A 21,969-nucleotide genomic window follows, 5' to 3' on the forward strand; every position below is an offset into this window, starting at 1 on the left:
CCCTTTCGCTTGCTATCCAGCAAGCACTTTTTTGTTTTTTTATAAAGCTATGATCTACACATCCAAGTTGTAGATTCGGATGCAATAGTAGAACCATGAATTGATAAATTGCAATTAGCTTTACGTATCTAAACAATAAATACGACAAACGTACAAATTAAAAACCCAGCCGAAGCTGGGTTTTTAATCTTTTAATCATAAGTAAATGATTAACTTAGTTTCATTTTTTCAAACTCAAGATGACCATTTTCAGCTTTAATCAAAATCGTGTCACCAGGTAGAAAATCTCCACTCAAGATTTTTTGAGCCAAGGAATTTTCGACCTGCTGTTGAATGGCACGTTTCAATGGTCGCGCACCGTACACAGGGTCAAAACCAGCATCAATCAATTGATCAAAAGCACTATCATCCACAGAAAGACGCATGTCTTTTTCATTTAAACGTGAACGCAAGCGATTCAGCTGAATATCTGCAATGCCACGAATTTGTGCTTTTTTCAGTGAATGGAACACCACCAACTCATCAATACGGTTAATGAATTCTGGACGGAAGTGTTGAGAAACAGCACTCATCACCACTGAATGAACTTCCTCATCAGATGGATTGTCCCCTAATTCGCGCACATCCTGCGAACCCAGGTTAGAGGTCATAACGATAACGGTGTTTTTAAAATCGACCACACGGCCTTGAGAGTTAGTCAAACGTCCATCATCAAGAACTTGCAGCAAGATGTTAAACACATCCGGATGGGCTTTTTCTACCTCATCGAACAGCACCACACTATAAGGTTTGCGGCGCACAGCTTCGGTCAATACACCGCCTTCTTCATAGCCCACATATCCTGGAGGTGCGCCAACCAAGCGACTCACGGAATGTTTCTCCATGAATTCACTCATGTCGATACGGACCATGGCATCATCACTGTCAAACAGGAAGTTGGCCAAAGCCTTGGTCAATTCAGTTTTACCCACACCTGTTGGCCCAAGGAACAAGAATGAACCGCTTGGACGATTCGGGTCAGATAAGCCTGCGCGTGAGCGACGTACCGCATTGGAGACTGCAACCACCGCCTCATCTTGCCCAACCACACGATTATGCAAAAATTCTTCCATATGCAGCAGTTTTTCACGTTCGCCTTGCAGCATTTTTGCCACCGGTATACCAGTTGCAGCACTGACTACTTCCGCAATTTCATTCTCAGTGACTTTGGTCCGAATGAGTTTTGGCTCTTCATTGTTTTCTTCAGCAACTTCTTCACTTTCAAGCCGTTTTTGCAATTCAGGAATTACCCCATACTGCAGACGGCTGGCTTCTGCCAAGTCCCCTTCACGCTGTGCTTTTTCAAAAGCCGTACGCGCTTTATCCAATTCGACTTGCGCCTGACTTGTACCTTCAACCAGTCGTTTCTCGGCAATCCACTGTTCTTCCAAATCACTATATTCTTTCTGAACTTCAGCAATCTGTTTTTCCAGATGTGACACTTCAGCTTTACTGACTGAATCGGCATCCTGTTTGACTGCTTCCAGCTGCATTTTCAACTGGATTAAACGACGATCCAAACGGTCAAGTGGTTCAGGTTTGGAGTCAATTTCCATTTTGATACGCGAAGCTGCTTCATCAATTAAATCAATGGCTTTATCGGGCAATTGACGATCGGTAATATACCGATGCGACATTTTCGCAGCGGCAATAATGGCTGAATCCAGAATCTGAACCCCATGGTGCGTTGCATATTTTTCTTTCAGACCACGTAAAATCGCAATGGTATCTTCAACACTCGGTTCATCCACCAAAACTTTTTGGAAACGACGTTCCAGTGCAGCGTCTTTTTCAATGAATTGGCGATATTCATCCAAAGTCGTTGCGCCGACACAATGCAGCTCGCCACGTGCCAATGCGGGTTTCAGCATGTTGCCTGCATCCATGGCACCCTCACCTTTACCTGCACCGACAAGGGTATGCAATTCATCAATAAAGAGAATGATTTCGCCTTCATATTTGGCCAGATCTTTCAGGAGCGCTTTTAAGCGTTCTTCAAATTCGCCACGATATTTTGCGCCGGCCAGCAATGAACCCAAATCTAAAGATAAAACACGTTTACCTTTTAAGCCTTCCGGTACTTCTCCATTGACAATTCGTTGAGCCAAGCCTTCTACAATTGCAGTTTTACCAACACCCGGTTCACCAATCAGTACCGGATTATTTTTGGTACGACGTGACAGAACCTGAATGGTACGGCGGATTTCTTCATCACGCCCAATCACGGGATCCAGTTTTCCGGACATGGCACGCTCAGTTAAATCAATGGTGTATTTATTGAGTGAATCACGCTGATCTTCGTGGGTATTACTCATGACTTTTTCACCACCTCGAATATTTTCAATTGCTTTACGTAAGCCTGTCGATGTTACGCCTACACTATTCAGTAAAGTTTTGGTTGCACCTGTTTCAGCTAAACTGAGCAATACCCAGTCGGTTGATAAAAACTCATCTCCGGCTTTTTGTGCATAGCTGTCCGCCAGATTTAAGGCACGTACTGCTTCAGGATTAAGATTGATATCTCCTGTCGGATTGGCAATGGTCGCTGCATTATTCAACGCTTGATCTAGCTTGGTCTGAAGATCTCGTAGATTTGCCCCAGCCTGTTGTAGCAAGCTGATATTGGCAGGCTCCTGCAATAGCACCGATAAAATATGAATACCTTCGATAGAGGTATTGTCTTTACCCATGGCTAAAGATTGAGCATCTGATAAAGCTTGCTGCAAGCGATTGGTAAATTTTTCAAAACGCATTCTTATTTTCCTCACAACAAATTTTGCACTTGGATAATAGATGGGAATGGTTTGATATTTTTCAATAAAATTTCTTAAAAAATATTTTAATTTTCAACAACTAAAACAATCGAGAGAAAACATGGATTTTAGTTATAATATGGGTATTTGAGCGCTTTTTTTCAAGGTGATTTTAATATCTTGTGTATCAAATTCTATTTCAAAGACATTTCATCATTGGGTTTGAGCAATTGGCTGAGTTATTCAATATTGAATAATAGATAAGTTTTTAAAAATTATAGCTTTGTTTTTAATTTATATAAAAAGCTCCTTGAATTGATCAAAGTTTTGATTTTAGCTGAAGCGGGGAAATTGAATTTAAATAGGGCAAAAAATGAAGTAATAACATTGGTATTTTTAGACTGTGCATTAAGCTTGCACTGATTATGTTTTATAAAATATTTTTAAGGTTTATTTTTCATAAAAAATGGCAATTCACTGATGAATTGCCATTAATTTTTTATTATGCAGCTTCAATTATTTCAAAATCATGGGTAATTTCAACGCCACCATCGGATAACATTTTGCTTGCTGAACAGTATTTTTCAGCGGAAAGTTCAACAGCCTTAGCCACCTGTTTTTCTTTCACTGCTTTACCGGTCACCACAAAGTGTAAATGGATTTTAGTAAACACTGCAGGAATCGTATTGGCACGATCCGCTTTGAGCTGACATACAACACCTGTCACATCTTGGCGTGATTTCTTTAAAATAGTCACAATATCAAAGGAAGCACAGCCACCAAGTCCCATTAATATCAGCTCCATGGGACGTGGACCACGGTTTTCACCACCATATGCCTCAGCACCATCCATGACAATGTGATGACCACTTTCTGATTTTGCTTCAAAAGCAACATTCTCTAGCCAATGTACGCTTGTTTGCATTGCAACTACCTGAAAAAAGCTATAAATTTACGAAGTACCTGTACACTAACATAAATTGAGTTGATAAGGAATTTCATCTCTTCTATGTGACAAGTTCATTTTAGGTCTGTGCGATCTATTACTTATCCATATTCGGAACCGTTAGCATGACTGCAAGCTTTTCACAACTTAGCACTGATGCACTTTCTCCTGGTCAATTACCAGAGTCAGTCAAAGCATTATTAAAACGTGCATATATAAATCGCTATCCAAAACGTACTGCAATTATTGACGCAGGCACTGAATCAAAATCACTTTATTTAATTTTAAAAGGTTCAGTATCCATTATTTTACGTGAAGATGATGACCGTGAAATTGTGGTTGCGTATTTAAATGCAGGAGACTTTTTTGGGGAAATGGGTCTCTTTGAAGCAAATCCACAACGTACTGCGGAAGTCCGTACCCGTGACGTCTGTGAAATTGCTGAAATCACCTATGACAACTTCCACGAGTTAAGCAAACAGTATCCAGACCTGAGCTATGCTGTATTCGCCCAACTGGTTCGTCGCTTAAAAAATACCACACGTAAAGTGACTGACCTGGCATTTATCGATGTCTCTGGCCGTATTGCGCGTTGCTTAATCGACCTTTCTTCTCAACCGGAAGCCATGATTTTGCATAACGGCCGACAAATCCGTATTACCCGTCAAGAAATTGGTCGTATTGTCGGTTGCTCCCGCGAAATGGTGGGACGCGTTTTGAAAACCCTTGAAGAACAAGGCATGATCGAAACTGATGGCAAAGCCATTCTTATTTTCGATGTTTCAACTGAAGATGCAAATGTCGCTGTAGTTGAATCAGATGACGAAGAATAATTTTTGATTCTTTAAGACTCACGATAAAAGCAGACTTTAGGGTTTGCTTTTTTTATGTATAGATTCTTACTCCTCTGCTTTTGTAAATTTTGTGACAACTTTAAAACTATTCATGATTTAACCCTGATCAAAAAATCAGTTAGGCTTTAGCCATTTAAAATTTCATGATAAAAATTCAAGGATCAAGCCCTATGCAACTGAAACCTTTAGCCAACACAGGCATTCTTGTACCTGAAATCTGTTTAGGCACAATGACTTTTGGTGAGCAAAATACCCAAGCAGAGGCATTTCAGCAACTTGAATATGCTTTAGATCAAGGTCTGTTTTTTTGGGACACGGCTGAAATGTATCCGGTGCCACCAAAACCTGAAACGCAAGGTGCAACTGAAACCATCCTCGGCAACTGGATTGCACAGCGCGGCAAGCGAGATCAGCTTTTTATTGCTTCAAAAATAGCGGGCCCCTCACAAGGCGGTAGCCACATCCGTGACGGACAAACCCGCTTTAACGCTGCAGAGATTAGCTCAGCTATAGATGGGTCGTTAAAACGCCTGCAGAGCGATTATATCGACCTTTATCAACTGCATTGGCCACAACGTCCAACCAATTTCTTTGGCAAGCTCGGTTATGGTAATGCTGAAGCTCAGCAGGACACAGAAATCACTGCTTTAGAAGAAACCCTAAGCGCTTTAAGTGATGAAATTAAAAAGGGTCGTATTCGTTATATTGGCCTTTCCAATGAAACCCCATGGGGAACTTTAAAGTTTCTGCATTTGGCTGAAAAATTGGGCTTGGAAAAATTCGTCAGCGTGCAAAACCCCTATAGCCTGCTCAACCGCACCTATGAAATTGGCATGTCCGAAATTGCCCATTATGAAAATGTCGGGCTGCTTGCCTATTCGCCTTTAGCTTTTGGTTACTTGACTGGAAAATTCCGTAATGGTGCGCGTCCTGCAAATGCACGCGTTACCCTATTTTCACGTTTTAGTCGCTATAGCAATCCAGAGAGTGAATGGGCAACCGAACAATATGCTCAACTTGCTGAACGACATGGCCTAAGCCTGACCCAACTGTCATTGGCATTTATTAAACAACAGTTCTTTGTGACTAGCACCATTATTGGTGCAACCAACCTGGGTCAGCTCAAAGAAAATATCCAGGCATTCGAAATTGATCTATCGGCAGAAGTTTTACAGGGCATTGAGGATATCCATCGTCAACAGCCAAACCCTGCTCCATAAGCATATATCTGCTTCTCCCTTTAGGATGAGTAATATATTGCCTAAAGGGATGAGGGTAAAAAACTAAAAAAGGATGCCTGAGCATCCTTTTTTTATGAGCAAAATAACAATTAACGCTTGTTATAAATCGCTTGAGCGGCTGGCAAGCTTTTGCGCATCGCTTCAATACGCTGGCTATTTGAAGGGTGAGTAGACAAGAATGATGTACCGCCTGCACCTTCTAATTTATTCATTTTTTCCCACAAGGTAATGGCTGCTTGCGGGTTATAGCCTGCACGTGCCATTAGCATCAACCCACCTTGGTCGGCACGACTTTCCAGACTTCGCGAATAAGGCAAACCTACACCTACTTGCGCACCCAACTGAGCCGCGGCACTGCCTAACTGCCCTACATTACTTCCCGCAGCGCTTAGACCAATGCTTAAAGCCAAGTCAGTTAATGCTTGTTGACCAATTTTATTTTTAGAGTGTTCCTCTAAAGCATGCACCATTTCATGACCCATCACTGCTGCAATTTCTGCATCAGTCAGGTTTAATTTATTCACGATTCCGGTATAAAACACCACTTTACCACCAGGTGCCACATAAGCATTCACCTGATCTGATTTCAGAACAGCCAGTCTCCAGTCAAACTTTTGACCTGTTTGATTGATTTGATCGCCATAAGGTTTTAAACGTAGAAATACCGAATTAATGCGTTTGTAAGTGGCTGAAGATGTATCTAAGGTTTTATTTGCACTCGCTTCCTGAACGGTCTTATTAAAACCTTGTGCCGCAGCTACATTTAATGTCGATGAATCCGCCCCTGCCATTTCTGCCACAGTAGTACAACCTGAAATCGTGATCACACTCGCTGCACACAAACTTAAAACCAGCTTGCTATTCATTATAATAATCTCCACCTTGAAAACAGATAATCAGTTTTAAGCAGATTATAGGATAATAGTGGATAAGCTTTACATTATTATTCCATCCATATTCATATCATTTATGTAACTGTACTTATTTAAGAAACTGAAAACTAAGCCAATAAATCAAACATAAAACATTCAAAACCAAATACACTTGGCAAAATGGCTTGATTTTCTGTTCAAGCTGCTCATTTTTTCTCTTGAAAAATAAAATAGCATTTTGAATCAGAATCAATGGAACCAAAATACAGGCAATAATTACACTTAAACCGATAAATGCATTATAAATAATATTGGGATCTTGGGTTTGTGCCTGAATAATCAGCATTGCAATCGTAGGCGCGCCACCCATGGCAAATAGCAAGGAATAAAATATCGTTGCTGAAATATTCTTATGCATCCCGCACAACCTTCCATTTAGCTTATGTTTTGTATTCTAACAAGTGCCAGTTATTTAAACAGTATTCTCTGATGCAACTTTAGTCTTGGCAAAATTTCCCCCATATATTCGCTGACTGCATTTCAAAAATAAGAATATAAAAAAAGCCCCGCGAATGGCGAGGCTTTTTTATCATCTTGGGATCAGCTTAAATTAAGCATCAAACGGATGACGTAAAACAATGGTTTCTTCACGGTCTGGACCAGTCGAAATAATGTCGATTGGACATTCGATCAATTGCTCAAGACGTTTAACATAGTTAATCGCAGCTTGTGGTAATTGTTCTAATGTTTTAGCGCCGAAAGTCGACTCAGACCAACCTGGCATAGTTTCGTAGATTGGTTTTAAAGATTCGAATGCAATCGCATCAGAAGAACCGATACAACCAGAATCTGCAGCTTCATAACCTACACAGATTTTCACTTCTTCTAAACCGTCAAGAACGTCAAGTTTAGTTAAGCAAATACCTGAAAGTGAGTTTACATCTACTGAGCGGCGAAGAATTTCAGCATCGAACCAACCACAACGGCGTTGACGACCAGTAGACGCACCAAATTCAGAACCTACAGTTCCAAGGTGTTTACCGATTGCATCACCAACATCGTTCGCAGCATCGTAAACAAGTTCAGTTGGGAACGGACCAGCACCTACACGTGTTGTGTATGCTTTGGTAATACCCAATACATAGTCAAGGTGCAATGGACCAAGACCAGAACCTGAGCTTACGCCACCGGCAGTTGTGTTTGAAGATGTTACATACGGATATGTACCGTGGTCAACGTCAAGAAGTGAACCTTGCGCGCCTTCAAACATGATTTTTTTGCCCGCTTTACGGTAATCATGTAATTCTTTGGTGACATCCATAACCAATGGAGCAACCACTTCACGCCATTGGTCACAAAGTGCCAATACTTCTTCCAGGTTAACCGCTTCTACGCCGTAGAATTGAGTCAACTGGAAGTTATGGTATTCAAGAAGCTCTTCAAGTTGAGCTTTAAGATGAGCGCCACCACGTACCAAGTCCGCAACACGGATTGCACGGCGAGCAACTTTATCTTCATACGCTGGACCAATACCACGACCCGTGGTACCAATTTTCGCATTACCACGTTTTTTCTCACGTGCTTGGTCAAGCGCGATGTGGTTCGGCAAGATTAAAGGACAGTTTGGAGAAATACGTAAACGTTCTTTAACTGGAACGCCTTCTTTCTCAAGGATGTCCATTTCTTCAATTAATGCAGCAGGTGAAAGTACAACACCGTTACCAATTAAGCAAAGTACGTTATCACGTAAAATACCAGATGGAATGAGGTGTAATACGGTTTTCTTACCACCAACCACGAGTGTATGACCCGCGTTATGTCCGCCTTGGTAGCGAACTACCGCAGCCGCTTGATCTGTGAGCAGGTCAACGATTTTACCTTTACCTTCGTCGCCCCATTGGGTACCGAGTACCACAACATTTTTGCCCATAATAGCCTCATTGCATCATGCTGTTAAAATTGAAAACTTGAATAGGTTAACTAAAACCAATTCACGTCATTAAATCTTTTCGACTTTCCACTCACCTGACACATTCACCAATTGGTGAGTTGCGTGCGGTACCGAGTTTAAAGTGTCATTTCCAAGTAATTGAATTACACCAAAGCCTTGTGTACGTGCATTTGAAATTGCTTTAAGCAAATCTGCATCGGTGCCTTTGGGTGCAACAACCACATTTAAATCTTTAAATTGACCTGCACTTAATGCATATAAGTCACAACTAAAACCTGTTGCAGGGCGTGCACGACCAAAATGTTCGCCAATGCCGTCATAGCGACCACCTTGAGCCAGTGGAGCCGCACGGTTTGGTGCATAGACTGCATACATTAAACCAGTGTGATAATGGTATGAACGTAATTCTACAACATCAATACCAATATGCAGATTTGGCCAGCGTGACTGAATTTCGATTTGAGTGGTTTTCAAGGCATCAAAGGCTTGCTTGAATGCTTCATCTGCGAAAATTTCAGCACTTAAATTGTCTTTTAATGCATCCAGATCACTTGAATAGCGACCTAGTGTATAAAAATCTGCACCAAATTTTAATTCTTGGGTAAATTCAGCCAGTTCAGGTAATGCTTTACGTTGATAAAGGTCTGAAAGATGACTTTCCACAGCCTTGGTCAAACCCGCATGTTTCACCAAACTACGGAACAAACCGACATGCCCTAAATCTAGATGGGTACCTTCTGCCAAGCCGGCTTGTTCAATTAAGCCCAGCATGACATCAACCATTTCGACATCTGCATCAATACTGTCTGAACCAAATAGCTCTGCACCTAATTGCAATGGTGCACGTGTGGTATTAAACCCTTGTGGTTTCGTATGTAAAACCGTTCCCGCATAGCAGTAACGAGCCACACCATCAACTGGATGTACATGCGCATCAATACGAGCCACTTGTGGTGTCATATCGGCACGCACACCAAGCAAACGACCGGATAACTGGTCGATGACTTTAAAAGTGGCTAAGTCTAAATCTTGATTCGATTCTGAAAGAGAAGATAGAGATTCGATGTATTCGATAAATGGCGTGTACACCAATTGATAACCTCGAGATGCGAGGAAATCTAGTGCGTCACGACGCAAAGTTTCAATCACTTGCGCCTGTTCTGGTAATACATCAGCTACACCATCAGGTAATAACCATGTCTCTGAAATGGGCATGTTGTAAACCTAAATTCTGTCAGAGCGGAAGTTATCCGCATAAAAAAATCGGGAGCACACCCGATTTCTCCTAGTCTAGCACGATAGTTTTGGCTGTGCACCTGACTTTTTCACAAAAACAGGCGGAATACTTATTGTTTAATCAGACAAAAATAGTCCAATTCGACTAAAGCACTCACACCGCTCAAAGATGAGGCTAAAACTGCTCTATTATTAACCCAAGGGCAGTTCAGTGGTTTGTTTAATCTTTTGTAATGGAATTTCCGTTTTCACATTTTGCAGACCTAAAATTTTATTTAAATGATGAATCTGAAACTGACGATACGCATCTAAATCAGCCACGACAATGCGCAAGAAAAAATCACAATCCCCTGCCATTAACTGACATTCTACAACTTCGGGCATATCCTGAATCGCATCTACAAACTGATCGACAGTTTCAGCGTCCTGACTCTTCAGCCAGATGCGTGCAAAAACCGTTAAACCCAAATTCACTTTCGCCGAATCTACCAAAGCCACATATTTTTCAATAATGCCATCATCTTCAAGTTGTTTTACCCGGCGTAAACACGGTGATGGAGATAATCCAATCACCTGAGCCAATTCATTATTTTGCAACTTTCCATTTTGCTGTAAGGCTTTCAATATACGTTTATCGGTCTGATCCATTTCACCCTACTCAAAAATTTAATTTCAATAAAACAGCAATTATTAATTTTTAATGCTCAATTCAATCTAAATCAAGCTAATTTAAGCGAAAAATTCCACACTAACACTCATAAAATAGCCTTCTTGCAAATCAGATATTCTCGCTTAGGTAAAACCGCATGTTGACATTCAAAAATACCGCCCAAGATTTAACGTATTCAAGTAATTATGTTGAATTTAAGCGTGGTGTTAAAACGTCTGTTCCTATGCTGTTGGGCATTATTCCTTTTGCACTGGTTTTAGGTGCTCAAGCCACACAGAAAGGTTTTAGCTTCCTGGAAGTACCATTACTGACAGGACTGAATTTTGCGGGCGGTTCTGAGTTTGCCATTCTGGAAGTCTGGACCAATCCACCCAATATTTTCATGCTGATGTTTATTACTTTTTTGGTAAATAGCCGACATTTACTCATGGGCGCGAGTTTGGTGCCATATTTGCGCCATCTGCCCAATAAAAAGGTTTTTCCGGCCCTGTTTTTTATGGTCGATGAAAGTTAGGCAGTCAGTTTAGCCGACGCGCAAAAGAGACAATCAGTCTGGGGTGATCAACACGCATTCTGCATGCCATTTTATGCAGGGTTATGCTTTGCCCTGTATATCATGTGGGTCGGTTTTACCAGCTTAGGTGCAATCATTGGTCCGGTTCTGGGTGACATTAATCGCCTCGGTTTTGATATGGCATTCCCTGCGGTATTTTTGGTGTTATTGCGCAGTATGTGGAAAGGGATTCAAGCGGCTCGCCCATGGCTAGTCAGTCTGGTTGCCGCTGCTTTGGCTTATTTATATTTACCGCAAGGCTGGTATGTACCCATTGGCGCAATTTCCGGAATCATATCTGCGTTCTTTTTAACGGGAGATGAACAATGATTCACTCCGCAACGCTGATTGCTATTGTTTTTATTGCAGTAACGACCTATCTCACACGTGTCTTAGGCTATGTATTATTAAAAAACAAGACTTTAACAAATCGCCAAAAACGCATTTTAGAAGTCGTTCCCGGCTGTGTGCTTATTTCTGTGATTGCACCATATTTTGTCAAGGACAACCCGGCTGACCTGCTTGCAATTGTGATTACCCTCATCGCAGCTTCTCGTTTTTCATTACTGCCTACCGTTTTGATTAGCATGACCTCAGCAGCCATTTTAAGATTCGTTCTTATTTAAACCTTAAAAAGGATGAATTTATACGGAGGGTCTGTCCGAAGAATTGACCGCCTTTGCCAACAATCCCACCAATTCGGCATTTTGCAACTCGACTTGACTCAGTTTAGCGCTGGTTTTATCCAGCACTTCTTGCTGAATGTGCATTTTTTTGGCCAAGTCCTGCATAATTTCCAAGGTTTTCTTTAAGTTCAGTTCCAAATGAATCACTTTTTCTTCGAGTTGTAGATTCAATTGCATTTCACTTAACGCATCATTCTGATTGGTAAATTGAGCCCAAATCAAAAAAATGACTGCAATGGCTAAAAGGAGAATAAAACCCCATATAAATATCAACATAGCTGTGCTACTCTTCTCTTATTTAGTTATTATTCAACATCATGGCGAATAAATGATGTGAATTTTTAAAAGCTTGATTCAAGCAATTTATTTTTTCTATTTAAAATTACTGTAAACAAGCTCGGCCTTTTTCCAAACTTATCAAAAAACCATTTCAACTTACGGAAACTTACTGAATAGATTATATTTTTATCAAACTGAACTTATATTTATTCATCGATCAAAAATAATTAAAACATCATTTTATTGGTGTTTATATAATCAATTTATTAAGATTTGTTCTGTTTTTAAAATTGATTGTCATCCTGAATAGTTCACTTCCATGATCAATATATAGCACACCAAGGAAGGAACTCTTGATCAAGAATATGGCCACCTAAATATAGGCACGTTAAATCCGTAACGTGCCTTAACTTTAGGATGTAAATGATTCACATAAGTCCAGCAGACGATTGGCATAGCCCCACTCGTTATCATACCAAGCCAAGACTTTTGCTTGATGTCCAACCACCATGGTCTGGCTTAAATCCACAATTAAAGAGTAAGGTGAGTGATTAAAATCAGATGACACCAAAGGCTCATCGGTTACATCCATAATTTCGGCATAATCATGCCGTGCCGATTTGATCAACACTTCATTGATTTTATGCGCTGTGACATGCGACTGCGCAACAAAGGTTAAATCGATCGCTGCTACATTAATGGTAGGTACACGAATTGAATAACCATCAATCCGGTCTTCCATTTTTGGCATCACACGTTTTAATGCACCCAATGCCGAAGATGTAGTTGGAATAATATTTTGTCCGGAAGCCCGCGCACGACGCAGGTCACGGTGCGCATGATCCAGTACCGACTGATCCGCCGTTACCGCATGGATTTCTGTCATTAAAGCGCTCTCAATTCCGAAAGCATCATCAATGATTTTTACTAAAGGCACCAGGGCTTGCGTGGTGCAGGATACGCTGGAAATAATTTGATCCGTGTCTTTGACTTCATAATGGTTTATGCCATAGACAATGGCCGCATCTACGCTGTCAAAAGGCGCAGCGCCGATAATCACCCGCTTCGCCCCTGCCGTAATATGCCGAGTTGCAGCTTCACGAGAACGGAACAAGCCGGTACATTCAAGCACCACATCAATATTTAAATCATTCCAAGGCAAGTGTTCAGGTTGTGGCTGACAGAATACCTGTACTTTCAATTGCGCCAAACCGGCTGAAATATGCAAAAAAATCTGTTCATTTTCCAGCACCACTTCAACTTTGCCTTTAAAGCGTCCATGAGTGGTATCGTATTTAAATAAATGCAGCAAAGTTTCTACATCTGCAACATCATTAATCGCAACAATGTCAAAATGAAAATCTTTCGGATTTTCAAACCAAGCACGTAATACATTGCGACCTATTCGCCCGAAACCATTAATGGCTACTCGTTGCATCAGATATCCTTAACTCTTGGGTAGATGTAAACACTTGTGTATGTTAATAGATTTCAACCGAAAACCGATACCATTTCTTCGCGTCTATTTGCTCCATAGAGTGCGTCATTAACGCCATATTGCACGTTATAAAGTGGTTTTGCCAAAAATCAGCAGCAGAAAAAGCAGGCTAAAAATATTCACTCAACCTTTTGTTCAACTTTTATAGCAATTCTCTGTTATAAATTAAAGCTTGGATTGAGCTCAACCCGCCTAGATATCCAATCCAGAGAATTGTCACTAATTCACCTGAAAGTGATTGGTGCATGCGGCTTTTTCCGTTATAATTTGGCGTTTTAAAATTTTAAGCCCAGTGTATTGAGGCAGTTTATCTTCTATGAAAATGCTCGTTACACTACTCGCCAATACGAAATATGGAGTGACTTGGTTGTGAGTACTCGTTTTATGACATCAGCTGAAATTCGTGAAGCATTTTTGCGTTACTTTGAATCGCAAGGGCATACACGTGTCGCGTCGAGTTCACTAGTACCCGCCAACGACCCGACTTTACTGTTTACCAATGCCGGGATGAACCAGTTTAAAGACTGCTTCCTTGGTCTGGAAAAACGTGATTATGTTCGCGCAACATCATCACAAAAATGTGTACGTGCCGGGGGTAAACACAACGACTTAGACAATGTCGGCTATACAGCACGTCACCATACATTCTTTGAAATGTTAGGTAATTTTTCATTTGGTGATTACTTTAAACGTGATGCCATCAAATTTGCCTGGGAATTCCTCACTGGCGATGAATGGTTAGCGCTTCCTAAAGATAAACTCTATGCCACTGTTTATCATACTGATGACGAAGCATTTGACATCTGGAACAAAGAAATTGGGCTAGATGCCAGCCGTATTATCCGTATTGGCGACAAGGGCGAAAAATACGCATCAGACAACTTCTGGGCAATGGGCGATACCGGCCCTTGTGGTCCATGTTCTGAAATTTTCTTTGACCATGGCGATCATATCTGGGGTGGACTACCCGGTACACCTGAAGAAGATGGCGACCGTTTCATTGAAATCTGGAACAACGTATTCATGCAGTTCAACCGTACTGCTGATGGCGTGTTACATGAGTTACCTGCTCCATCTGTAGATACAGGTATGGGCTTGGAACGTATTTCGGCAGTTTTACAACATGTAAACTCAAACTACGAAATCGACCTGTTCCAAAACTTATTAAAATCAGCTGCAGAAATCATTGGCATGGATACCACTGCTATTGATGCTGAAGCTGCTGCAAATAACAAACCGGTTGAATACCCTGCATCTTTAAAAGTTGTGGCTGACCATGCACGTTCATGCTGCTTCCTGATTGCTGACGGTGTAAATCCTTCAAATGAAGGTCGTGGTTATGTACTACGTCGTATCATTCGCCGTGCCGTTCGTCATGGGAACAAATTAGGTGCGACCGGTTCATTTTTCTATAAAATGTTGCAACCTTTAATTACTGTAATGGGCGATGCTTATCCTGAACTTGCAGCACAACAATCACGTATTGAAGCATTATTGTTAAAAGAAGAAGAACAGTTTGCAAAAACTTTAGAGCAAGGTTTGAAATTGCTTGAAGGCGAATTGGCTCACTTAAAAGGCAATGTGATCCCGGGTGAAACAGTATTCAAACTGTACGACACTTACGGCTTCCCGACTGACTTAACTGCTGACATCGCACGTGAACGTGACTTAACCATCGATGAAGCTGGCTTTGAAGTTGAGATGGCTGCACAGCGCCAACGTGCACGTGATGCAGGTAAATTCGCAGTTGACTACAACAGCATTGTGAAAGTTGAAGGCGAAACCCAATTTGAAGGCTATGACGCAACTCAGGGTCAAGGTCAAATTGTCGCAATCTATAAAGATGGCGAACAAGTTGCTGAAGTTGTTGAAGGCGATGAAGCACTCATCGTATTGAACCAAACGCCTTTCTATGCTGAAAGCGGTGGTCAAATCGGTGATACCGGTTTATTCAAAAACGATACCGGTATTTTTGAAGTTCAAGATACCAAGAAATCTGGTGGTGCATTTGTACACCAAGGTATCGTGACCATGGGTAGCTTAAAAGCTTCTCAAAGCGTTGAAGCAACGGTTAAAGCTGACATTCGTGCTGCAACTGCACGTAACCATTCTGCGACTCACCTTTTACATGCTGCCCTACGTCAAGTTTTGGGTTCACATGTACAACAAAAAGGTTCACTGGTTGCAAGCGACATCCTGCGTTTTGACTTTGCCAATGACCAACCGGTGACATTTGAACAACTTCAAGAAGTTGAACGTTTAGTTAACGCTGAAGTGATTGCCAATACTGCTGTATCTACTGAACTGCTTGATATCGAATCTGCGAAAGCCAAAGGCGCGATGATGTTGTTCGGTGAAAAATATGGCGATGAAGTCCGTGTACTTTCTATGGGTTCAATCACTGAAGATAAAAACTTCTCGATCGAACTTTGTGGTGGTATTCATGTGAAACGCACGGGTGACATCGGTCTGTTCAAAATCACCTCTGAAGGTGGTGTTGCAGCAGGTGTACGTCGTATTGAAGCAGTAACAGGTACCAAAGCAATTGAAGTGACGCAAAAAACCGATCGTGATGTTCAATACATCAATGGTCTGTTAAAAGCACAAAATCATCAAACGGTAGAAAAAGTTGAAGCCGTTGTTGAAACTGCACATCAATTGCAAAAACAAATTGAGCAATTGAACCAAAAACTTGCGAACTTCCAGGCATCTGAACTTTTAAGCCAAGTTCAAACTATTGCTGGTCGCTCGACATTGATTACTACCGTTCAAAACTTGGACGCGAAATCACTTCGTAACCTGCATGACGGTGTGAAATCTAAATTAGACAATGCAGTGATTGTGCTTGCGGGTGTAGAAGGCGATAAAGTTAGCCTGCTTGCATCTGTAGCAAAAGAGTTCACTGCAAACATTAAAGCAGGCGATATCATCAAACACTTGGCGACCGAACTCGGTGGTAAAGGGGGTGGTAAATCTGACTTGGCACAAGGTGGCGCGCCACTTAACGAGAAGTTTGTACCAGTGATGGCAGATTTAGCTGCTTGGCTTGAGGCAAAATAAGACTTCACTTTTTGTGTAACGGACCCTGATAGGTACATCAGGGTCATGGCTTTTATGGAACAACTATGGCATTAATCGTTCAAAAATATGGCGGTACCTCTATGGGTACTCCCGAGCGCATTTTAAATGTTGCTCGTCGTGTAAAGCGCTGGCATGACCACGGCCACAAGGTAGTGGTTGTTGTATCAGCAATGAGTGGCGAAACCAACCGTCTGCTTGCTTTAGCGAAGGCCATTACCGAAACCCCTGACCCGCGTGAACTCGACCAAATGGTCTCTACCGGTGAGCAGGTTACGATTTCTATGTTAGCGATGGCACTTAACTCTATTGGTGTTGAAGCAAAATCGCTCACTGGTCGCCAAGTTGGCATTAAAACAGATAGCGCATTCACTAAAGCACGTATCGAAGCAATTGATACGGATGTTTTAACTGAAAATCTAGACGCAGGTCGTGTGCTGGTTGTTGCTGGCTTCCAAGGCTTTGATGAACAAGGCAATACGACTACTTTAGGTCGTGGCGGTTCAGATACTTCTGGTGTTGCACTTGCTGCTGCACTGAAAGCGGACGAATGCCAGATTTACACAGACGTGGATGGTGTTTATACCACCGACCCTCGTGTTGCGCCTAAAGCAAAAAAAGTTGATCGTATTTCTTTTGAAGAAATGCTTGAAATGGCATCTTTGGGTTCTAAAGTTCTTCAAATTCGTTCAGTTGAATTTGCTGGTAAATACCAAGTGCCTTTACGTGTATTATCCAGTTTTGATAATGACAATGATGGCGCATTTGACGAAAACTTTAAACAAAACGTCGGCACTCTTATTACTACTGAATTGGAAGACAACATGGAACAGCCAATTATCTCTGGTATCGCATTTAACCGTGACGAAGCAAAATTGACTATTTTAGGTGTGCCTGATGAACCAGGTATTGCAGCTAAAATCTTATGTCCAATTGGCGATGCTAACGTTGAAGTGGATATGATTATCCAGAACGTTGAAGAAGATGGTACAACTGACTTCACCTTTACGGTTAACCGTGGTGAATTAACCAAAGCCAAAACCATTCTTGAAGATACCGCCAAAAAAATTGGTGCTCGTGAAGTTGCAACACGTTCTGATATCGTAAAAGTATCGATTGTGGGTGTAGGCATGCGTTCACATGCGGGTGTGGCAAGCAAAATGTTCACTGCCCTCGCTGAAGAAGGAATCAACATTTTGATGATCTCTACTTCAGAAATTAAAATTTCTGTGATCATTGAAGAAAACTATTTAGAGCTTGCCGTGCGCACTCTTCACACTGCTTTCGGTTTAGACCGTGAATCTGGTGAATCAAGCGTACGTGCATAATATCGGAAAATGTGTCACAAATTGTCATTGTTAGACAGTTTTTAAAAAAGTATAAAAAAACAGAGCCACTATAGTTTTTCTTATAGTGGCTCTGTTATATTAGCCATGTGCTTTTAAGAAAATTTTAACCAAATGATATATGGGACGAGGTTTGTCACATTACGTTGTTAAAATTTTCTTTGATATTTAAGGTTGTACTTTTTATATTTTAGATCAATTGCAGGTTTAGCATTTTGCAAGGAGATAAACATGCTGATTCTGACTAGACGTGTCGGAGAAACATTAATGATTGGGGACCAAGTCAGTGTAACTGTGCTTGGGGTTAAAGGAAATCAGGTTCGAATTGGCGTTAATGCTCCAAAAGAAGTATCCGTTCACCGTGAAGAAATTTATCAACGTATTCAACATGAACGCGCTATGCACGAACATCTTCAACATCTCGATCAAGATTATCAACCTTCTTTCGAAGAAGATAATTTTCCACAGAATACCCAGAATGACTTTAATCGCTAAGATTAAATGTTTTTCTCCTAAAGCGGCTTATATAAGCCGCTTTAAGTTTATCTAGCTATTGGTTTTTAGCTTTGTTCAAGCAAGGCCAAGGCTTTTTTGACCGGTGCATAACTGCGACGATGCTGATCAATAACGCCATGCACCGCAATCGCCTCAAAATGAGCTTTGGTTGGATAACCCTTGTGTTTCGCAAAGCCAAATTGCGGATATTGTAAATCAAGCTCTACCATTTGATGGTCACGGGTGACTTTTGCCAAAATACTGGCAGCTGAAATTTCTGCGTGTATAGCATCTCCGCCCACCACTGCATCACAGCTCATCATTAAGCCCTGTGGGACTTTATTTCCATCAACCAACACATGCTCAGGCTGAATTTTTAAAGCCTCTACAGCGCGGCGCATCGCCAACAATGACGCTTGAAGAATATTGATCTCGTCAATTTCTTCATGACTCGCTTCAGCAATGGCCCAAGCCAAGGCTTTTTCCTGTATTTCTACAAACAGCTTCTCGCGTTTTTTTTCAGTGAGTTTTTTAGAATCATTCAAGCCCTCAATCGGGTTATTCGGATCTAAAATAACTGCAGCTGCAACCACAGAGCCCACAAGTGGACCACGTCCTGCTTCATCTGCACCAGCGATTTTCATAACCTATCTACCTACAAAAAAAGAGGCTGAACAAGTCAGCCTATTTATTACTTCATTAACAATTATTGCACTGCTTCAGCGACACAGGCATTAATGGTTTTAGTCACTGCATTTGAAACGATCGTAGTACGTGCAGCAGGATCAATCGCTGCGGTTGCCAAATCTACTGCTGTCACGCTTTGTGGCGCTTTTTCACTTACACAGCCACAAATTTCTGACTGAATATTTTGTTTTTGAGTTGCAGTCATTAATTTAGTGGCTGTTTGCCATGCAGCAATGTTATTCAGCTCAGTTGTACATTTTGCATTGATGGCAATTTTAATTGCCGCGCTACCCAGTTGCTGAGTTGCTGATTGTGTACCTGTTGCACCTGCTGTACCTGTCGTTGTGCCCGTTGACACACATGCAGTGAGCGCTAAAGTTAAAGGTGCAAGTACAGCAATTAGTTTTTTCACAGTTAAATCCTTTGTTATAAAATCTGTTGCGCATATTCTGCCGAAACTTTCCCCTAGAAGAAATCTATATTTCAAATGAATTTTCCAGGTGAGTATTGTCTGTGCAAAATCAATACAGCTTTCAGCGTTGCAAGGATTATACGCTTCGTTCCATATTCATCGTTTTTTAAAATATGCGATTTGATTAGCATGCCTAGACTTATAAATTACATGTTGGTCGAACATGACAAGCACTTCACAACACTATAGCCGTACAGCACAAATGCTGCATTGGCTGATGGCGGTTATTTTCATTGCCGCATGGTTGATTGGTTTTTATAGCGGAAATTTTTTAAGTTATGATGTTGATGGCAGCTTTAAAGGCCAAGTCATCAGCTTGCATAAAAACATCGCGACGACGATTATATTTCTGGTCTTGATTCGTCTGTTTTGGCGCTATACCCACCCCGTTCCACCACTGCCAGACACGATGTCGCCACTCATGAAAGTCTTGGCACATCTTGGGCATTTGGCTTTATATTTAATGTTGCTTGCATTACCCATTACCGGCTGTTTGTTTAGCTGGAGTGCCGGGCATCCTGCGCCTGTTTTGTATCTATTTGAAATCCCGCGTCTGGTTCAAGACAACCCTGAACTTTTAGCCATGGTTAAGCCTGTCCATATTTATTTGTCATGGTTTGCTGGTTTTCTGGTGATTGGACATTTTGCTGCAGCGTTAAAACATCATTTTATTGATCAAGATCATGTTTTACGCAGTATGACTCGACAAGAAAAATAGCCAAATAAAGTGCAATAAAAAAGCCGCATTAGTTTATATACCGATGCGGCTTGTTCTTGGCTAAAACTCACTTCAGAGCCTCTTGAGCACAGCCTTTAATGCTATTTAATACGGCTTGTTTAATCAGACTATTTTTAGTCTCTTCACTGACGGATGCCATGGCCAATTCTTTCACAGACACATCATTCAGTGCATGGTCACTCACGCAGCCGCAGATTTGTTTTTGCACCGAACTTTGACGTTCTGAACTCATGAACAAGGCAGCCGATTTCCAGATTTTCGAATCATTTAATTCACTTTTACACCCTTGTTCAACCACGGGTTTTAACATTTTCTGGGTTAAAGTAGAATTTTTATCCGTCGCAAAAACCGAGATTGAACCAACCAGCAAAGCAATAACCGCTATCCAGCAAAGACTCTTTTTCAAAATAAAACCTAACTTTTTACACGCAGTATGATTTAACAGCCATGATTAAGCGGATCAATATTTCAATCCGCTCAATCCAAAAGTATTTTCAAATGGGTGAATTACACCAAAGCATCAATCTCGTGTGACCATTTTTGCTTTTCAGCATCAGAAATAAATGATGCTTCAAATGAATTTTTAGCCAATTGCTTAAGTTCGTCACTGGATAAATCCAAGGCTTCAGCAATCGCAATAAAGTTGTCATTCATATATCCACCAAAATATGATGGATCATCCGAATTTACAGTCACATGCACGCCTTGCTGCAATAAGCGACGGATATTGTGCTGCGCCATATCATCCACAACGCAGAGCTTTAAGTTACTTAAAGGACATACCGTTAAAGGCATTTTTTCCGCGATTAAACGCTGCATCAGTTTCGGATCTTCTTCTGAACGTACGCCATGATCCACCCGATTGACTTTAAGCAAATCCAAAGCTTCCCAGACATATTCAGCTGGACCTTCTTCACCGGCATGCGCCACCACCAAAAAGCCTGCTTCACGTGCCTTTGCAAATACACGTTCAAACTTAGCAGGTGGATGTCCTACTTCGCTTGAATCCAGCCCTACAGCAATAATTTGATCTTTAAACGGCAAAGCCTGTTCTAAAGTTTCAAATGCTGCCTCTTCACTTAAATGACGCAAGAAACACATGATTAAATGCGAGCTAATGCCAAATTTGGTTTTTGCATCATCACAGGCATGTTGTAAGCCATTGATCACGGTTGCAAATGCTACACCACGATCTGTATGGGTTTGCGGATCGAAGAACATTTCAGTATGCACAACTTTATCTGCAGCACATTTTTCAAAATATGCCATCGCCAGATCATAAAAATCTTGCTCGAGCACCAAAACATTGGCACCTGCATAATAAATATCGAGGAAAGACTGCAAGTTATGAAAGTTATAAGCCTGTTTCACTTCATCTACAGATTTATACGGAATATCAATATGGTTACGTTGAGCAATGGCGAACATGAGTTCAGGCTCAAAAGTCCCTTCAATATGTACGTGTAACTCTGCCTTTGGCAGCGCTTGAATAAGCTCAAGTTGATTCATATCTCATCCTTATAAAACTTTTTTCAAAAAATAAAAAAGGGTGCAAACTGAGTTTACACCCTACT

20 protein-coding genes and 1 pseudogene are annotated in these 21,969 nt (G+C 41.2%); 8 read left to right on the top strand and 13 right to left on the bottom strand.

Features of this window, described 5'->3' with window-relative positions:
• Window positions 1-209 precede the first annotated feature (209 nt).
• Both clpB and E0H81_RS12335 read right to left on the bottom strand, forming a co-directional pair.
• A complete protein-coding gene (clpB, locus tag E0H81_RS12330; protein ID WP_131319269.1) occupies window positions 210-2,792 on the bottom strand; it encodes an ATP-dependent chaperone ClpB in 2,583 nt (860 codons plus the stop codon).
• A 502-nt stretch (window positions 2,793-3,294) separates the two neighbouring features.
• Complete coding sequence (locus tag E0H81_RS12335; protein ID WP_131319271.1) at window positions 3,295-3,717, bottom strand: OsmC family protein; 423 nt, start codon at window positions 3,715-3,717, stop codon at window positions 3,295-3,297.
• Between the two features lie 146 nt (window positions 3,718-3,863).
• Between E0H81_RS12335 and crp the strand changes: the two genes are divergently transcribed.
• Window positions 3,864-4,571 carry a cAMP-activated global transcriptional regulator CRP gene (gene crp / locus E0H81_RS12340; RefSeq protein WP_131267412.1) on the top strand — a complete coding sequence of 236 codons (708 nt, stop codon included), beginning with the start codon at window positions 3,864-3,866 and terminating at the stop codon, window positions 4,569-4,571.
• Window positions 4,572-4,762: 191 nt separating this feature from the next.
• Window positions 4,763-5,812, top strand: a complete 1,050-nt coding sequence (locus E0H81_RS12345) for an NADP(H)-dependent aldo-keto reductase (RefSeq protein WP_131319273.1) — start codon at window positions 4,763-4,765, stop codon at window positions 5,810-5,812.
• A 110-nt stretch (window positions 5,813-5,922) separates the two neighbouring features.
• Here E0H81_RS12345 and E0H81_RS12350 read toward each other — a convergent pair whose 3' ends face one another.
• The 5 genes from E0H81_RS12350 to E0H81_RS12370 form a co-directional block, all read right to left on the bottom strand.
• Window positions 5,923-6,699: a M48 family metallopeptidase gene (locus E0H81_RS12350; protein WP_131319275.1), complete on the bottom strand. Its 777-nt coding sequence runs from the start codon at window positions 6,697-6,699 to the stop codon at window positions 5,923-5,925.
• A 115-nt stretch (window positions 6,700-6,814) separates the two neighbouring features.
• Window positions 6,815-7,123 carry a hypothetical protein gene (locus tag E0H81_RS12355; protein ID WP_131319277.1) on the bottom strand — a complete coding sequence of 103 codons (309 nt, stop codon included), beginning with the start codon at window positions 7,121-7,123 and terminating at the stop codon, window positions 6,815-6,817.
• A 192-nt stretch (window positions 7,124-7,315) separates the two neighbouring features.
• Window positions 7,316-8,635: an adenylosuccinate synthase gene (locus E0H81_RS12360; RefSeq protein WP_131319279.1), complete on the bottom strand. Its 1,320-nt coding sequence runs from the start codon at window positions 8,633-8,635 to the stop codon at window positions 7,316-7,318.
• Between the two features lie 69 nt (window positions 8,636-8,704).
• On the bottom strand, window positions 8,705-9,871 hold the full coding sequence (locus tag E0H81_RS12365) for an ATP phosphoribosyltransferase regulatory subunit (RefSeq protein WP_131319281.1): 1,167 nt from the start codon (window positions 9,869-9,871) through the stop codon (window positions 8,705-8,707).
• Window positions 9,872-10,084: 213 nt separating this feature from the next.
• Window positions 10,085-10,540: an Lrp/AsnC family transcriptional regulator gene (locus tag E0H81_RS12370; protein ID WP_131319283.1), complete on the bottom strand. Its 456-nt coding sequence runs from the start codon at window positions 10,538-10,540 to the stop codon at window positions 10,085-10,087.
• 158 nt (window positions 10,541-10,698) lie between these two features.
• On the opposite strand from E0H81_RS12370, the pseudogene E0H81_RS12375 reads away from it, so the two are divergent.
• Window positions 10,699-11,445: pseudogene (locus E0H81_RS12375) on the top strand (AzlC family ABC transporter permease).
• Window positions 11,442-11,741, top strand: coding sequence for an AzlD family protein (locus E0H81_RS12380; RefSeq protein ID WP_131319285.1), 300 nt, complete (start codon window positions 11,442-11,444; stop codon window positions 11,739-11,741). Before E0H81_RS12375 ends, E0H81_RS12380 begins: the two are co-directional and overlap by 4 nt.
• 18 nt (window positions 11,742-11,759) lie before the next feature.
• Here the strand turns inward: E0H81_RS12380 and E0H81_RS12385 are convergent, their stop codons facing one another.
• Together E0H81_RS12385 and E0H81_RS12390 are read right to left on the bottom strand one after the other, a co-directional pair.
• Window positions 11,760-12,077, bottom strand: a complete 318-nt coding sequence (locus tag E0H81_RS12385) for a hypothetical protein (RefSeq protein ID WP_131267420.1) — start codon at window positions 12,075-12,077, stop codon at window positions 11,760-11,762.
• A gap of 415 nt (window positions 12,078-12,492) precedes the next feature.
• Window positions 12,493-13,518, bottom strand: coding sequence for a type I glyceraldehyde-3-phosphate dehydrogenase (locus tag E0H81_RS12390; RefSeq protein ID WP_131319287.1), 1,026 nt, complete (start codon window positions 13,516-13,518; stop codon window positions 12,493-12,495).
• A gap of 429 nt (window positions 13,519-13,947) precedes the next feature.
• Here E0H81_RS12390 and alaS point away from each other — a divergent pair, with 429 nt between their 5' ends.
• The 3 genes from alaS to csrA all read left to right on the top strand — a co-directional run bounded on the left by alaS (window position 13,948) and on the right by csrA (window position 18,497).
• Window positions 13,948-16,638 carry an alanine--tRNA ligase gene (gene alaS / locus E0H81_RS12395; RefSeq protein ID WP_171458597.1) on the top strand — a complete coding sequence of 897 codons (2,691 nt, stop codon included), beginning with the start codon at window positions 13,948-13,950 and terminating at the stop codon, window positions 16,636-16,638.
• 65 nt (window positions 16,639-16,703) lie between these two features.
• Window positions 16,704-17,984 (top strand): aspartate kinase, encoded by a 1,281-nt coding sequence (locus E0H81_RS12400; protein ID WP_131319289.1) that lies wholly within the window; start codon window positions 16,704-16,706, stop codon window positions 17,982-17,984.
• Window positions 17,985-18,233: 249 nt separating this feature from the next.
• Window positions 18,234-18,497, top strand: coding sequence for a carbon storage regulator CsrA (csrA, locus tag E0H81_RS12405; protein ID WP_067723263.1), 264 nt, complete (start codon window positions 18,234-18,236; stop codon window positions 18,495-18,497).
• A gap of 65 nt (window positions 18,498-18,562) precedes the next feature.
• On the opposite strand, the gene rnhB is transcribed toward csrA, so the two are convergent.
• On the bottom strand, window positions 18,563-19,141 hold the full coding sequence (gene rnhB, locus E0H81_RS12410; RefSeq protein ID WP_131319291.1) for a ribonuclease HII: 579 nt from the start codon (window positions 19,139-19,141) through the stop codon (window positions 18,563-18,565).
• Window positions 19,142-19,203: 62 nt separating this feature from the next.
• Window positions 19,204-19,596 carry a hypothetical protein gene (locus E0H81_RS12415; RefSeq protein ID WP_131319293.1) on the bottom strand — a complete coding sequence of 131 codons (393 nt, stop codon included), beginning with the start codon at window positions 19,594-19,596 and terminating at the stop codon, window positions 19,204-19,206.
• Between the two features lie 223 nt (window positions 19,597-19,819).
• On the opposite strand from E0H81_RS12415, the gene E0H81_RS12420 reads away from it, so the two are divergent.
• Window positions 19,820-20,374: a cytochrome b gene (locus E0H81_RS12420; RefSeq protein WP_131319295.1), complete on the top strand. Its 555-nt coding sequence runs from the start codon at window positions 19,820-19,822 to the stop codon at window positions 20,372-20,374.
• 67 nt (window positions 20,375-20,441) lie between these two features.
• Here E0H81_RS12420 and E0H81_RS12425 read toward each other — a convergent pair whose 3' ends face one another.
• Together E0H81_RS12425 and E0H81_RS12430 are read right to left on the bottom strand one after the other, a co-directional pair.
• A complete protein-coding gene (locus E0H81_RS12425) occupies window positions 20,442-20,801 on the bottom strand; it encodes a hypothetical protein (RefSeq protein WP_244926539.1) in 360 nt (119 codons plus the stop codon).
• A gap of 101 nt (window positions 20,802-20,902) precedes the next feature.
• On the bottom strand, window positions 20,903-21,904 hold the full coding sequence (locus E0H81_RS12430; protein ID WP_131319299.1) for an adenosine deaminase: 1,002 nt from the start codon (window positions 21,902-21,904) through the stop codon (window positions 20,903-20,905).
• Window positions 21,905-21,969: the final 65 nt, after the last annotated feature.

Origin of the sequence: Acinetobacter terrestris (assembly GCF_004331155.1) — a bacterium.
In the GTDB taxonomy this organism is placed as follows: Bacteria; Pseudomonadota; Gammaproteobacteria; order Pseudomonadales; family Moraxellaceae; genus Acinetobacter; species Acinetobacter terrestris.